Annotated in this window: 12 protein-coding genes; 10 read left to right on the plus strand and 2 right to left on the minus strand. The window is 45.8% G+C overall.

Annotated features, from left to right (window positions below):
• The first annotated feature begins 18 nt into the window (after positions 1 to 18).
• From ON01_RS14960 to ON01_RS15005, 10 genes are all read left to right on the plus strand, one after another.
• Positions 19 to 780 (plus strand): sirohydrochlorin chelatase, encoded by a 762-nt coding sequence (locus ON01_RS14960; RefSeq protein WP_010531884.1) that lies wholly within the window; start codon positions 19 to 21, stop codon positions 778 to 780.
• A 6-nt stretch (positions 781 to 786) separates the two neighbouring features.
• A complete protein-coding gene (locus tag ON01_RS14965; protein ID WP_010531885.1) occupies positions 787 to 1,416 on the plus strand; it encodes an NAD(P)-binding protein in 630 nt (209 codons plus the stop codon).
• Positions 1,413 to 2,204, plus strand: a complete 792-nt coding sequence (locus ON01_RS14970) for a uroporphyrinogen-III synthase (RefSeq protein WP_010531886.1) — start codon at positions 1,413 to 1,415, stop codon at positions 2,202 to 2,204. The genes ON01_RS14965 and ON01_RS14970 overlap by 4 nt, the downstream gene beginning before the upstream one ends.
• A gap of 198 nt (positions 2,205 to 2,402) precedes the next feature.
• Entirely contained in the window at positions 2,403 to 3,554 is a 1,152-nt protein-coding gene (gene sat, locus ON01_RS14975) for a sulfate adenylyltransferase (protein ID WP_010531887.1), read from the plus strand.
• 70 nt (positions 3,555 to 3,624) lie between these two features.
• The gene (locus ON01_RS14980) at positions 3,625 to 5,403 is read left to right on the plus strand and encodes an SLC13 family permease (RefSeq protein ID WP_010531888.1); all 1,779 of its coding nucleotides are present in this window, start codon (positions 3,625 to 3,627) and stop codon (positions 5,401 to 5,403) included.
• A 12-nt stretch (positions 5,404 to 5,415) separates the two neighbouring features.
• A complete protein-coding gene (cysC, locus tag ON01_RS14985; protein ID WP_010531889.1) occupies positions 5,416 to 6,018 on the plus strand; it encodes an adenylyl-sulfate kinase in 603 nt (200 codons plus the stop codon).
• The gene (gene cysQ / locus ON01_RS14990) at positions 6,018 to 6,821 is read left to right on the plus strand and encodes a 3'(2'),5'-bisphosphate nucleotidase CysQ (RefSeq protein WP_010531890.1); all 804 of its coding nucleotides are present in this window, start codon (positions 6,018 to 6,020) and stop codon (positions 6,819 to 6,821) included. Before cysC ends, cysQ begins: the two co-directional genes overlap by 1 nt.
• Before the next feature lie 692 nt (positions 6,822 to 7,513).
• On the plus strand, positions 7,514 to 7,750 hold the full coding sequence (locus tag ON01_RS14995; RefSeq protein WP_040912575.1) for an AbrB/MazE/SpoVT family DNA-binding domain-containing protein: 237 nt from the start codon (positions 7,514 to 7,516) through the stop codon (positions 7,748 to 7,750).
• Complete coding sequence (locus tag ON01_RS15000; RefSeq protein WP_010531892.1) at positions 7,750 to 8,088, plus strand: type II toxin-antitoxin system PemK/MazF family toxin; 339 nt, start codon at positions 7,750 to 7,752, stop codon at positions 8,086 to 8,088. Before ON01_RS14995 ends, ON01_RS15000 begins: the two co-directional genes overlap by 1 nt.
• Before the next feature lie 688 nt (positions 8,089 to 8,776).
• Complete coding sequence (locus ON01_RS15005; RefSeq protein ID WP_010531893.1) at positions 8,777 to 12,208, plus strand: hypothetical protein; 3,432 nt, start codon at positions 8,777 to 8,779, stop codon at positions 12,206 to 12,208.
• Between the two features lie 79 nt (positions 12,209 to 12,287).
• Here ON01_RS15005 and ON01_RS15010 read toward each other — a convergent pair whose 3' ends face one another.
• Positions 12,288 to 13,274, minus strand: a complete 987-nt coding sequence (locus tag ON01_RS15010; RefSeq protein ID WP_010531894.1) for a hypothetical protein — start codon at positions 13,272 to 13,274, stop codon at positions 12,288 to 12,290.
• An 18-nt stretch (positions 13,275 to 13,292) separates the two neighbouring features.
• Positions 13,293 to 15,320, minus strand: coding sequence for a DEAD/DEAH box helicase (locus ON01_RS15015; RefSeq protein ID WP_245545018.1), 2,028 nt, complete (start codon positions 15,318 to 15,320; stop codon positions 13,293 to 13,295).
• Between the last annotated feature and the right edge of the window lie 125 nt (positions 15,321 to 15,445).

A 15,445-nucleotide genomic window follows, 5' to 3' on the forward strand; every position in this document is an offset into this window, starting at 1 on the left:
AACTTTGGGGGGTTTGACATGCAGGGAATACTATATGTCAGTCATGGCAGTCGTATCGGGGAAGCAACAGCTGAGGCAGTCGCATGTATCCAATCAGTCATTCAGCAGGTTGATTTTCCCCTTCAGGAAATTTCCTTTCTGGAGCTGGCAGATCCAACGGTCGAACAGGGTATTGATCGTCTCGTCAACCAGGGAGCTTCAACCATTTCCGTTGTACCTGTTCTGCTGTTAAGTGCCGGACACTATTACCAGGACATACCGGATGAAATACGCGCCGCAAAGTCCAAATACCCTGATATTCGATTGACGTATGGGGAGCCGCTCGGTGTGCAGGATCGCTTTATCAACATTTTGATCGAACGAATGAAAGAGACAAATATACCGGTCAATTCTGATGCGAAGATTCTCCTTGTTGGCCGTGGCAGTCGCAATCCCGATACCATAAGGGATATTAAGGCGATCGGAGGAAAGCTAGAACGGCAATCAGGCATCGATCAAGTCGATATATGCTTTTTAGCTGCCTGTGATCCTTCTTTTGATGACGGATTGCAGAATTCCCTGAAAGAGGAACATTCTCAGGTGTTTGTCATGCCCTATTTATGGTTCACCGGGGTACTCATGCGCTCGATTAGAGAAAAAATAAGTGCTCTGGACGTATCGGATAAGCAAATTATATGCTGCAATCAACTTGGCGGGCATGCCGTGATGAAACAGGCGTTGACGGAACGCGTTTATGAATCAATCCACCATGAAGCATTCGCTTCACCGGAAGGAGCTTGAGCGATTATGGCTGGAATTCCGCTCATGATCGACTTAACTGATAAACACGTGATTGTTGTCGGAGGCGGGGCTGTAGCTGAGCGTAGAATCCGTGCCACTCTGGAGGGGGGTGCCAATCTAACAGTGATCAGTCCTGAGATCACAGAAGGCATTCATTCCCTATGGCTTGACGGCGATTTGACCTGGAGGAAGAAGCGTGTGGCACCTGGAGATCTTGCTGATGCGTTTCTGGTTATAGCGGCAACCAATGACGTACAGGTGAATCAATCGATTGTTCAGGCATCCCCAAGCAATGCGTTAATAAACGATGCTTCGGATGCTGAAAAGGGGGATTTAGCATTTCCTTCCTTTTTCAAACGGGGGCTATTGTCTATTAGTGTATCAACCAATGGCGCTAGCCCGATGCTTGCTGCAAAAATAAAGCAAGATCTTCAAGCGGCATATGACAATAGCTATACAGATTACGTGGATTTTTTATATGAATGCCGGAAGCAGTTGAAACAATCTGCCCTTTCTAAACATGAACAGCGCTTAATTTTGCAGGCGATTCTGTCGGACAAATTCCTCAATAAGGAGCATCAACAAAAAGGGCTCGACTGGTTGGCAGGCTTGGCTGAAAGGGGATATACACGATGAGCGGCATGGATGGCAAACGGATCGGCATTGCGGCCGCCCGAAACCGTGAAGCCATTGGGAAACTGATTCAAAATAATGGCGGCACACCACTCGTTTTCTCCATTCAAGGGGAGCAACTATTAAATGAAACGATCAGCAGGCAAAATATACTAGATTTTGTCCGTGAACCGTTTGATAACGTGCTTTTAACAACAGGCATTGGAGCAGAGGCACTGGAAAAGGCGGCAAACGACTTGGATTGCCATTCTGATTTTATCGGGAAGCTCAGGAACTCGACACTGGCTGTCCGCGGGAGTAAAACAGTGAATTGGCTGAAGAAACATGCACTCGCTGCCGAACTGGTATCTGACGATGGCACCATGGAAAATTTGCTGGCCAAACTGGGTGATGGCAGGGATAAGCGTATGTTTTTACAGGCTTACAGTCAGGATGATGCGGCGGTAGAGGAGCAGCTGGAACGTCAAGGACACGCTGTTTATCTTTCCAAACTGTATCACTATAAGGAACCGGATCATACAATAGTAACTGACTTAAGGGAGCGGATCATCAGTCAGTCTCTCGATGCAGTCGTGTTTACCAGCAAGACGCAGGTCCGGAATCTTTTTAAAGAGAGCAGTGAAGCGAAGGAAATGACGGCTGTCTTTAATGATAGTATTTTGGCGGCTGGGGTGGGAAAAGTAACCGCAGCCGAACTGAAAAAGAATGGAATAACGACTGTTTTTCACCCGGAAAAGCAGAAAATGGGAGCTATGGTCGTCGAATTGGGCAACTATTTTTTAGGTTCTTAAAGAAAGGTTGTTCAAAAAGTCAGGTAACAATGGCATATCGAATTTCGTCGTTGGCGTGTTTCCCCGCGGCTCATGTATCTAATTGCATACATTCCGCTTTTCGAAACTGCGCGCGCCTCGAACTTCTCGGTCTTTGTTATTCTCCTTTTTGAACACGCACTTATAGTGTATGAAAACTAGAACACGGAGGGATTAAGTATGGTCAATCAACCACATGGCGGCAGATTAATCAGCCGTGAATTAACAGGACAGGAACGACAAGAGGCAATCAAGAATGCTGAGAAACTCCAGTCACTGACGGTTAATTCCTGGGTCGTTTCGGATATTGAACTGATTGGAATCGGGGGATTCAGCCCACTGACAGGCTTTATGGGGCAGGCTGACTATGAGAGTGTTGTTGAGAATACACGTCTGGTCGATGGCACGATCTGGAGTATTCCGATTACGTTGCCGGTAACCGAAGAACAGGCAACTAAATGTAACATTGGTGAACAGATCGCCCTTAAAGGGGAAAATGGCGTCATTTATGGAACGATTACTTTGGAAGAAAAGTATACATATGACGCGAAGAAGGAAGCGCAAAATGTTTATGGGACGACTGAAGGTGCGCATCCCGGCGTGAAGAAAGTATACGAGAAGGGCAATGTCTATTTAGGCGGAGCGATTACGCTCTTGAACCGTCCGGACCACAGCCAGTTTGCAGCATATTACATGGATCCGGCGGAAACGCGTCAAATGTTTGAAGATGCCGGGTGGAAAACAATCGTTGGCTTCCAGACACGCAATCCGGTTCACCGCGCGCATGAGCATATTCAAAAGACGGCGCTTGAAGCAGTGGATGGCTTGCTGTTGAATCCGCTTGTCGGTGAAACCAAGTCTGATGATATTCCGGCAGATGTTCGGATGGAAAGCTATGAAACAATTCTTAAAAACTATTATGTGAAGGATCGAGTACGCTTGGTCATCTATCCGGCAGCGATGCGCTATGCCGGGCCGAAAGAGGCGATTTTGCATGCGATTGTCCGCAAAAACTATGGCTGCACACACTTCATTGTCGGCCGTGATCATGCTGGTGTCGGCGATTACTACGGTACGTATGAAGCCCAGCAGCTGATTGCGCAGTATGAAGAGGAGCTCGGCATTCAGATTTTCAAATTTGAGCATGCCTTCTACTGCACGGTCTGTGAAAACATGGCATCGGCGAAAACATGCCCGCATGATAAGGAAAATCATGTGCATCTGAGCGGTACCAAAGTGCGTGAACTGTTGCGGAAGGGCGAGCGTCCGCCGAAAGAATTTTCACGTCCGGAAGTTGCTGATGTGCTGATTAAAGGTATGAAAGAAAACTAAGTGGTTCGGTTCAGTAAAGCTTGATCTTGACGCGGCTTCTGGACACATATTAAAGGGGATCTGATATCCCATGACGTTTGACATGATGTTTGTACTGATTCTGATACTGGCCATGCTTGCCGGGCTGATGTTTGAAATCGCCCGGCCTGACATGGTTATTTTTTCAGTACTGGTGTTACTGCTGCTGAGCGGTATTTTGACAGTCGATGAGGCGTTAAGCGGTTTTTCCAATGAGGGCATGCTGACCGTTGCGTTATTGTTTGTTGTTGCAGGTGCCGTGCAGAAAAGCGGTCTGATTGATCGGATGATGGAAAAGTGGCTCCAGAACAGTAAATCGCATACCGGCTCGATGGCCCGCTTCTTTGTTCCAACCTCAGCATTTTCGGCGTTTTTGAACAATACGCCGATCGTTGTGACATTTACGCCCATCGTTAAAAAGTGGTGTGAAGACCGCGGAATCGCCCCGTCCAAGTTTTTGATACCCCTGTCTTATGCGACGATTCTGGGCGGCACGATAACGTTGATGGGAACGTCCACTAATTTAGTCGTGCACGGGCTGTTGCTTGATTTTGGTCTGGAAGGGTTTTCCTTGTTTACATTGGCAGTTGTCGGGATTCCGTCTGCACTTATCGGACTTATTTATCTATTCACCATTGGCTACAAGCTTTTACCGGATAATAAGGGATTCAGCCAGCAGGTTAAGGAAGATTCCAAGAAATATATGGCCGAAATGCAGGTGACGCCGGCGTTTGAGTATCTTGATAAAAGTGTCAAAAATGCCGGGCTGCGTGACTTGAAAGGTCTCTATCTGATTGAGATTATCCGCGGTGATGAACGCATTTCACCGGTGCGGTCGACCATGGTGATTCAAAGTGGCGACCGGTTGATTTTTACCGGACTGATTTCAACGATTGCCGATTTGCAGAAGGTTAAGGGCCTGCAGCTGGAAACCGGCACGAATATTGACCTGGACGATTTGAAAAACGGGACGACCGATTTAGTCGAAGCGGTCGTGTCGGATCAGTCGTCACTTTTATTCAAGTCGATTAAACAATCGCAGTTCCGCTCGCGCTATGATGCAGGGGTTATCGCAGTACACCGGAATAATGAGCGGATTCAGAGCAAGGTCGGGGATATCGTCTTGAAGCCGGGAGATTCGTTGTTACTGTTGGCAGGGGCGGATTTTGTCGAGAAATATCAGCAGTCGAATGACTTTTTCGTTGTATCGTCCTTGGACACACCGGAAACGTTGAATCAGAGTCCGGCAAAAGGCTGGTTCTCCATTATTGTGCTCCTTGCGATGATAGCGCTGGTGACACTGGGCTGGCTGAGCATGTTCAAGGCAATGGCTTTGGCTGTGGTGATCTTTCTGGCGACGAGAGTTATCACCCCGCAGGAAGCGAAGAAATATATCCACTTCAATGTACTACTGTTAATTGCCAGTGCGCTTGGAATCGGTGTTGCCATGCGGAAGACAGGGCTTGCGGAATGGATTGCAGGCGGTTTGCTGGCGTTTGGCGAGCCACTGGGCTTGATAGCTGTGTTGTTTATGATTTATCTTCTGACCAATATATTTACCGAACTGATCACCAATAGTGCGGCAGCTGTCCTGATGCTGCCGATCGGGCTTGAAATAGCACAAACGCTTTCGGTTGATTCGATGGGAATAGCGGTTGTGGTCGCAATCGCTGCCTCAGCAAGCTTCATCACACCGATTGGCTATCAGACAAACCTGATCGTATACGGCCCCGGCGGTTATAAGTTCACGGATTATATGAAGGTTGGGCTTCCGCTCAGTCTAATCGTTATGGTTACATCCGTTTCAATTATTTATAATGTATGGTATTAGGAGGAATGGTTTATGGCTAAATCAGAAAATATTGTATGGCATGACTCGAAAGTAACAAAAGAAGACCGGTGGCAGTTGAACCATCATAAGAGTGCCGTCATTTGGTTCACCGGCTTATCCGGATCCGGCAAGTCGACGATTTCAGTGGAGCTGGAAAAGGAATTGTATAACCAGGGTGTGCGGACGTATCGTTTGGATGGTGACAATATCCGCCACGGCTTGAATAAAAACCTTGGCTTCAGCCCGGAAGACCGGAAAGAAAATATCCGCCGCATCGGTGAAGTTTCCAAGCTGATGGTTGAGGCAGGGCTGTTTACATTGTCTGCGTTCATTTCACCGTATCGCGAGGACCGTGATGACGTTCGCGAGCTGATGGAAGACGGCGAGTTCATCGAGGTATTTGTTGATGCCAGCGTGGAAACGTGCGAATCACGCGATCCAAAAGGGCTTTATAAGAAAGCGCGCGCCGGTGAGATTAAAGGCTTTACGGGTATTGATGCACCGTATGAAGCACCGGTCAATCCAGAGGTCACGGTTGATACCGATAAGCAGAGCCTTGAAGAGTCTGTTCAGACGATTGTGGCGCATTTGAAAGCGAAAGGATACCTGACATAATGGCTGATGTGAGTTTGAAGACGCTGTTGGATATTTCATTGAAAGCCGGCCGCGAGATTCTAGATGTGTATAAGCGGGATTTTTCCGTTGAGACAAAAGATGATGACTCACCGCTGACCGAGGCTGACCAGCGTGCGCATCAGACAATTAAGCGCGGGTTGCAGGAAGCCTATGAGTCAGTGCCGATATTGAGCGAAGAGGGTAGCGAAATCCCGTATGCGGAACGGAAAGACTGGAAGGCGTTTTTTCTCGTCGACCCGCTTGATGGCACGAAAGAGTTCATCAAGAAAAACGGCGAGTTCACGGTTAATATTGCATTGATTGAAGACGGCTACCCGGTGATGGGTGTCATCTATGCACCGGCACTTGATACATTCTACTTTGGCCGCACCGGTCTGGGTGCGTTTAAGCTGGAGGAGGCATCACAGGCTACGGTGGCTGATGAAGATGGACTGGTTGGTGCGAGTGTGCAGCTGCCGGAAGTTGAGTCAGGTGATGTCATCAATGTTGTTGCGAGTCGGTCGCATATGTCTGAAGAAACGGAAGCCTTTATTGACGGACTGCGCAGCGGTGAGCGTGAAGTTGATGTCGTCTCAGCCGGAAGCTCTCTGAAATTTTGCCTCGTGGCAGAAGGCAAAGCCAACTATTATCCGCGCTATGCCCCAACGATGGAATGGGATACCGGCGCCGGCCAGGCGATTGTCGAAGCTGCAGGTGAAACAGTGCTGAGGTATGAAGATAATGAGCGATTTTACTATAACCGTGAGGATTTGAAGAACGGCTGGTTTTTGGTGAAACGATAGAGTGCTTTTGCAGATGGTGGTATGGAAAGTTTTCCATGCCACACGAGCACCTGGTCGATTTCATGGTCTGCTTGATCGAAATGCCCGTATCCTCGCTCGATTTCGAAGTCCCCCCAATTGAATACTTAGCCGTGGCAAAATTGTACAGATATTTCCCGCCCCCCCCACTTCCAATATCACACATAAACTTTATAAAGAACAAAGGTGTTGTTAATTTTTTAAATTCAGGGTTTACAAACAGGCGAAAAAGCATTATTACTTACTAAATGTTCTTTATAATGAACATAACCTTGCTGGGTTTTTATCAAATGATAACGGGGAGGGGTTTGGTGAAAACAGCTATTGATATTGAGGAAAAAGTCGCTATTACTGAATAGACTGGAGCCCAGCCAACAAATAACGGATGACATAAGAAGTATCCCGAAAATCAAAAGCACTTATATGAAACCAAGAATTGCTGGTGGGAGGCGTCCATCGTCATGATACGAAAGGCAACACAAAATATATGCTGAAATCGATTTAATCAAAAGTGATATGTACGATAGTTAGCCTAGCGGATACGTTAGGCTTCTTTTTTTCGGCACAAAAATCCAGTTTATGCATAAAATTTGCAAAGAATATATATAATGATATATACAATGTAATTACGAGGTGATAGAATGGAATCAAACAGGAAAAGGGAAGGGGTTCATATGACAACTGTTCAAAAATGGGGCGGCAGTTTAGGCGTGAGAATACCTAAAAGCGTCGCAGATCAATTCAGTTTGGAAAATGGCTCGAAAGTAGAAGTCAAAGCAGATCGCAAAGGCATCTTTGTGAAGCCAGTTGATGAAGTACCAACACTTGAAGAATTGTTGGCAGGCATCACAGACGAAAACCGTCATGAAGAAATCGATTGGGGTAAGCCAGAAGGAAAGGAAGTTTGGTGATGCAGATTCCAGAGCAAGGCGATCTGGTTTTTACGAATTTCAACCCGCAAGTGGGCCGTGAGCAGGCAGGATATCGTCCTGGCATTGTGTTATCACCGAAAGCATTTAATCGGGATACACATTTTGCAGCGGTCTGCCCGATAACAAGTAAGAAAAAAGGTTATCCCTTTGAAGTAGATCTGCCAGAGGGATTGAGCATAGAAGGGGTAATCCTTACAGATCAAGTAAGGACAATTGATTGGCGTTCAAGGCTTCTATCTATCAAAGACAAAGCACCAGAGGAAGTTTTGGAGTCGTGCATCAACCGAGTTCATGCCTATATTCCGTTCCCAGAATAAATAAACGGCAGCCATGGACAAAGGTAGCCTTCTTCTTGCCGAGCAGATGATCCACATAGCGAAAGCCTTTATACGTTTCTTCATTTTCACTGATAAACCCGGTCTCAACAGACGAATACAAATGAGCACTGGAATGGGATGTTTCGTCTCAGGGGAGATTGCGATCATATTGGTTGTCCAGTCACCGTCCTCGATATTGCCAGTCGTTCTGTCCTTGACACGTCCCAGTGCTTCCATTTTTGAGGAAGCAGGTTTCACAATTTCAGAAGTACCCACAAGAATTAAATTATCCTCTTCCTCATATAAGTTTCACGATATCTTCATAGTTTTCCAGCAGATTGTCTAGCAGGCACGAAATTCGATCGCGCCTATCCCCCTTATTACTCACCCATCAATTATTGTAATGAGTGTATTTTCATATAGATACATTATGCTATCAATTGGTTTTCACTCGAAATACCGAGATGCTAACCTGAGCTTACAAATAAATAAGAAAGGGTTTCACTGGGCACCAATACATTATTTTTTCCTCTTCATCGTCACATATGTGTGATAGAATTAGAATTGAATTTTAAAGACCAAATTTTGGCATTATTTACATATACATAGAATGACTTGTGAGAAATTCCGGATCAATACCACACTCAAAAGCCGGAGTGAAAAGGGTCGACGGAGAGGAGGAAGACTCATGGACCATTCAGAGACCAGGTCACGACAGCAGCGAACCGTTAAGGAAGAACTGGAAAAGCTTGAGAATGCTCATTACATATCATCTGACGTGTCGGCACAAGTTGTGGAGGCGCATGATCGGTATTATGCAGATCTTGAACAACAGGAAAAAGAAGCGGAAAAAGCAAGGCAAGATATGGCGGTGCCAGATAAGAACGAGGTGATAGACTCTCAGAAAAAGAAGCCGGTTAAAGAAAAGAAACCGTTATCTCCAAAAGAAATACGGGATCGCAATATTACCTGGTCGTTAAATCTTGGTGTCATTCTGCTTTTGATCGGGGGTCTGGTGCTGGCGACGAGTACATGGGAGACGCTTGCCAACTGGATGAAGTCAGGCATGATTGCACTTGTATCCCTGCTATTTTTTGGTCTTGCCATATTTACGGAGCGTGTTTTAAAAATCGAAAAAACGGCATTCGCCTTTTATGTGCTTGGCGGCTTGTTTTTGCCGATTGCGATTCTTTCTGTCGGCTTTTTTGAATTACTCGGTCCCTATTTTTCATTTACTGGTGATGGACGCTACTTATTTGGGGCAGCCGGCAGTTTAGTTATACTGCCAATCTATATTACGCTTGCCGATAAACTGTCATCGCGGCTGTTTGTCTGGTTTTCCTATATTACAATAACAGTTATGGCAGGGTTTCTGCTGGCTGCGTTATATTTTCCGGTAGATGGCTTTTATCTTGGTATCATGTTGTTTAATGGACTGCTTATATTAGTCTACGCACAGTTCAAGGATAAGCAGCGCATCATGTTGTTTATGAAAGAATTTGTGCTCTATATTCAATGCAGTCTGGTTCTGTCGACATTGCTGATGCTCGTTTTTTATGATCATGAGGTGCTGTACGGCTTTAATGTGCTGCTCACCGCGGTGCTTTATTTTGCGATGATATATGTGACCGAGCATAAGGAATATAGCTTTATTTTCAGTGCGATGCTTGTTTATGGCGCTTATCAGCTGATTGAGTTTTCGGCGGTGGATGATGCCAGTGCTGTTGTTTATGCTTTGCTTGGGTTTGTCTTTTTGGCGATTCCAAAATTCATTGAAGACGATCATATATTAAAACGAATCTTTCGTTATACAAGTGCTGTTGTGTCGGCGTGTGCATTTTTGTACATCAGTCTGGAGGGGCTCGTTCTGAGAATGAATGAGCCATCGTTTGTTCTGCTGCTGGCATATGTGCTGATCGCACTGAATTTCGCGTTCCTGGCTAACCTGACAAAACGGGTGTTGTTTGCTTACTTGAGTCCTGTCTTTTTGATGAGCGCCTTATACGAAGTTGCTTTGTTTGGCCGGGAATGGTTCGGTTATGACGGGTTCATGCTGCCGCTTTTTGTCATGGGGCTACTCCTTTATGTCGTTTTTGGCTGTTTGCTGGAAATGGCCTTTTTCCAGAAGATGAAGGCAGGTTCCCGGGATGTTGGCGGCGTTGTCATGCTATTGGCCGTTTTGGGGGATTTTGTCATCCTGAACTGGTGGCAGGCAGGGACGATGCTGCTCGCCGTAAGCGTAACGGCCATGCTCATGAAACGGTGCGAATTTAGAACCGCTTTGAGGAAAAGTGCCACATGGATTCATGCGGTATCGATGGGACTTGCTCTTATGATGCTCTATACTCAAGTGTATGCTGATCGTGCTTTATATGGCCAAACCCCAATGCAAGCAGAGAGTTTTGTGGTGGCAGGTCTTGTTGTCCTGTTGGCAAGTTTTGTATGGAAGCAAGCCCATTATCACGCTTTTGCGGCGCATGCATTTTTCACTTCATATGTATTCTACGGGCTGGGCATATGGCTGACATTCAGCTTTGAATTTGATGCTGTACTGCGTGCGGTAATCATGCTGGGCGGCGTGGCAATGGCTTATTTGCTTTATCGGAAAACAAAATGGGTAGCCGTCCCGTATGTTATCAGTGGCATGTCCTTACTGTTTTACATGACTGTTCTTTATGCAGTTCATTCGGAAATGACGATTCAGTCGGATCTTTTCCAATCACTGCAGCTTGTGATTGGTGCGGTATTGCTTCTGGTTGCGGGTGTTGTGTGCGGCAGATATGACACTAATCTCATGAAAGGTTTCGGGTGGACAGGACACCTTTTCCTGCCGTTCGCGCTGCTTATCAGCTTACTGTTCTTTGAGGAAATAACGGTCTGGGCATTTTTCATAGGTGCTGCCGTTTATGGCATAAGCCTGCGCTGGGCTAGGGCGGAATGGCTGATTTTAAGCTTTTTATATGGCGGTATCACGGTGTTTTGGATCGGCGTCGTTCAAGGGTTTGTGTTGTTTGATGTGACAGAGCCCATTCAATATGCGGCACTGCTCACAAGTGTCTTGATAGCTATTGGCTGGTATGTCAGTAAAGGGGCATGGATGCGACGAGTTGCATTTTACGTAATCCCCTTTTCTGTATTTGGCATGCTTTTATTCACACTCGTACCGGATTTTGATTTGCGGCTATTTGTTGTGACACTGCTTTATGCTGTGATGACGCTGTTTATGATGCATCGGCAAAAGTGGGATGTATTTGCTGCGGTGCCGCTTGCTCTTGTCTATAGTGTACTATGGCTGTATGATGGTGTGATGCTGTTAGAGGATTACGTCATGCTGGTCAGGCTTGTGGCGCTTGCCGGAGTTCTTGTGGCGGCCGGTTTGCTTATGTATCCGGTGATCTATCAGGAGCAAAAGAACTGGGAAATCCCGCTCAGGGTTGATTGGTATTCGATTGTCAGTTTCGTTGCCCTGTGCAGTTTATACGTCGTCACGGCAGAAGCCCTCTGGTCAAAACTACTTCCCGGCATGCTGATTTCGCTTTATTTGATAATGCAGCGTAAACGCATTCCATATGTCCCGGCAAAAGGGATCGTCTTTGTTGCGTGTATCTATCTTCTCCAGCCGTATTATGTGCTGCTTGGCGATATTCAGATAGCGGAATTAATCGAACGGGAGCTGTATGTATTGCCATGGGTTGCTGCTGTTATTTTCCTGAAAAGAATCTCGGCCGGGAAGTATAATAGGCTTGTTAACTATATGCAGTGGGCGGTTCTCGTTATTGTTTCGCTCCTGCTAATCCAGGACGGGATGGCAAGCTCAACGATTTATGATGCGTTGATTGTAGGTGGGCTTTCCCTTGCCTCAATGCTTGGCGGGATGGCCTATCAGCGGAAAGCTTTCTTCTTTGTCGGTGCAGGCGTATTGCTGCTGAACGTTTTTCTGCAAACCCGACCCTACTGGGGAAACCTGCCATGGTGGGCTTACCTCCTGATTACCGGGTCCATTTTAATTGCGGTGGCCAGCTACAATGAATGGCACAAGCAGAAGACAGCGGATGGCAGAACAACACTTGCTTCCAAGTTTTATCAAAAGGTGGTACAGAAGATAAAACGGTGGGAGTGAATGACGGGGTGCATAGAAATGAACTTGTTCTTACCGACAGGTGCCCATAAAACGAACATAAGTTCATTTTATGGGCACCTCAAATCGAATGGGACAGCGACCCCGCCCTTTTGTCCCAGTATTTGAAAAAGTTTTTTGAGATGGGATTGTAATAGAGAGTGATCTGTTTCTCATTTCCTCTAAAGTGGTGGTTTATTGTATACTCCAATAGTGGAATGAAATATAGAATAGCGTTTTCGAGATTGATTTCTATTTCGCCATTTGCTTTTTTATAGATTTCGTTGAGCTGTTTGTCTCGTTCAAGTTTAATGGTGTCTTTCTTAGCAAGGATTTCCTGTTGTTTGGCTTCACTCAGACCTTTCCGTTTTGCGCGTTTGTCGTTTTCAGCAAGGAGTGCATTATAGTAATGATTGATTCGTTCGATGTCTTTTTCGATTTGGCGCTTGTCGATTTGGGCGTTCTTTTGCTGTTCATTTATTTCTCTGACGTGTGCCGTTGCATGCTGGAATGCACTGTCCATATCAAGTTTAACCGGGACCGGATAGGTATGCGGGGACTGCTGCTGGTACATAATGTAGTTTTGTTTTTGTTTCATCACAGAATCACATTCATTTGTCAGCATGTTGATCCAAACCTGTTCTGTGTTTTCCGTTTTTTCGTCTGCTATGATGGCCGTATGGTATTGAAAAACAGCCCAGACACCAAGCACAGGCTTTTCGGACTCGATTGCCAGACTGCCTTGTTCATCGTGTAAAAACGTTTCAATCTTCTGTTGCGGGTTTCCGAGAGCCAGCCGGTCCACCTCGGCATAACGTATGGTAGTTGCTGTTTTTTCGTGAATCAGGTTCAGCAATTGCTCCAGTACGTAACTTCCAAAGGTGACGAACTCGGAATCGGGGTTTTCCTGGGCAACTTCAAAATCAAAGCTAAGCCTAAGCTCTGTTTTATTCTGAAAATACGATGCATAATCTTCCGGAATAAGCACATCGCATAAAGCATACTCAAGCGGCATGACCATCCCGCCGAGATTTTCGATTGTTTCTGACACAAATTGCTGCAGATGCATAGTGGTTTGTCACCTCGATTAAAATAAAGTATCGTCCAGATGTCGCTGTTTAATCAATTTTTGCTTGTTCTTCAGCATGGCTTCGCCGATATCATCCAGTCCGCTTTCCACTTCTTCGTCGCTGTCCGCATCAACCCAAGCTTTCATCACCATTTCGGAAAAGTCTTCTTTTTCTTCCATATCCCCAAGAATGGCATCAACTTCTCCGACAACCAGCTCAAACATATTGATTTTGCGATCGAGCAAATTGAGAATGTAATATTCAATCGTATCTTCGGCAACCAGATTATAAACAAATACATCCTGCTGCTGTCCAATCCGATGAATACGGCCAATTCGCTGTTCGATTGCCATGGGATTCCAGGGCAAGTCATAGTTGATCATCCCGTTGCAAAATTGCAGATTCCGTCCCTCGCCGCCGACCTCAGTGCTGACCAGCACATCGGCTTTGTCACGGAAATAGGCAACCTGTTCTTCCTTGTCTTTGCGGCGTAGACCGCCATGAAATTCGGCAACCTTAAATCCGTGATCCAGCAGGTAATCAGATAAGTAACGCTGGGTGGTGGAGAATTTGGTGAAAACAATCATCTTTCCATTAAACTCCCACAGGATAGCTGCCACTTCTTTCGCTTTCTTATCACCTGCCGTATCTTCCTTGGCAATCTCACGTGCCTCATTCAGGAACCGCTGCATCATTTTCCTTTCAAATTCCGTTAATTTTTCATTGGCGGAAAGCGTCTCCAGGGATGGAATAATGGCGGTGATATTACTGCCAATCTGCTCCTGAAGGTTTTTTAATCGAAAACGGTTTAAGACACTATGCTGTTGCGTGTAGTTGTTCCGGATGAATGTGCTCAAATGATTGTATAGCTGTTTTTCCTGCCGGGGGAGGGTCACTGTTCTGGTATAGGCCGTTCGTTTCGTGAATGTTACGTCAACATTGTTTCGTTTATTACGCACCATCACATCATCCAGCAATCCTTTCAGTTTGTCGACATTTTTCGCCTCAATGCCTTCTTTGCCGTCAACAAAATTTTTCCGGAAATAGCTGTAGGTGCTCAGTTGACCAGGCTTCAAGAGTGTAATGAGATTGTATAGCTCCTCTAGATGGTTTTGCACCGGTGTAGCCGTCAACAGAAAGATATACTTTTTATTGATAGCATTCACGAACTGCCACTTTTGCGTTCGCCTGTTTTTTAAATGATGCGCTTCATCGGCAATGACCAGGTCATAGTACTGCTCACTAATGGCATTGCGGTGATTTTTACGTTTTGCGGTATCAATCGATGCAATGACTTTTTGATAGTGGCCCCAGGCGGCTTCACCCATTTTTTTAAACTCTGGAGCATCCGCTCGCACGAAGTCCTGATTAAATTTGCGTTTCATTTCATTTTCCCATTGCTGCACCAATGAAGGCGGCACTAGAATCAGGATGCGCCGCGCAAGCCCCCGCATGATATATTCCAGCATGGCCATACCCGCTTCAACGGTTTTACCCAGTCCAACCTCATCACTGAGCATGACACGTCCCTTGAAATGGCCCAGAACGGACTTGACCGTCTTTACCTGATAGTCAAATGTCTCCATTTCACGAATGTACGGCAGGCAAAGCAGCTCATTGTTATCAGGGGTGATCTGGAATTTCTCAGCAGACTGATAGAGCTGAAACCATGTATCGTCTTGAACGCGGAAGTTGGTCAGTTCCTGCAGTATCGCCGTTGCGTGTTCCTGGTTATGCAAATTGTTCCCTGAAGCTGCTTCTTCCTGTGCAGCAACTTGTATTTGCCCATCTTCTGTTTGCCTAATCCATAGGTATGCTGCATCATAACTAGAGAAAAAACCTTTAATGCCCCTCCCCTGAAGCAACCGTTCCTCCCAGTTGATGGTGAACTTTCGTTTCATTCCCTTGTCATTTTCCATTTCAAATTTATCTTCTGATAGATTCATATTTTGAAAGAATGCATATAACGCATCATCCATCTCCATCGCCTGCAGTTCCAAAAGTTGTTTATCCAGTTTGAATAGGTACTGTTCCAATGGATACACCAGCCTCATTTTAGAATCATCACGATAATTCTATCACACGTGAACAGAGGTTGGAATTGAAAAGGGGACATGTGAGTTATTTGACACGTCTTATTAAACCCTGTATTCTGACACATTGTGTGTTA

Source organism: Lentibacillus jeotgali, assembly GCF_000224785.1.
GTDB classification, from domain to species: domain Bacteria; phylum Bacillota; class Bacilli; order Bacillales; family Amphibacillaceae; genus Lentibacillus; species Lentibacillus jeotgali.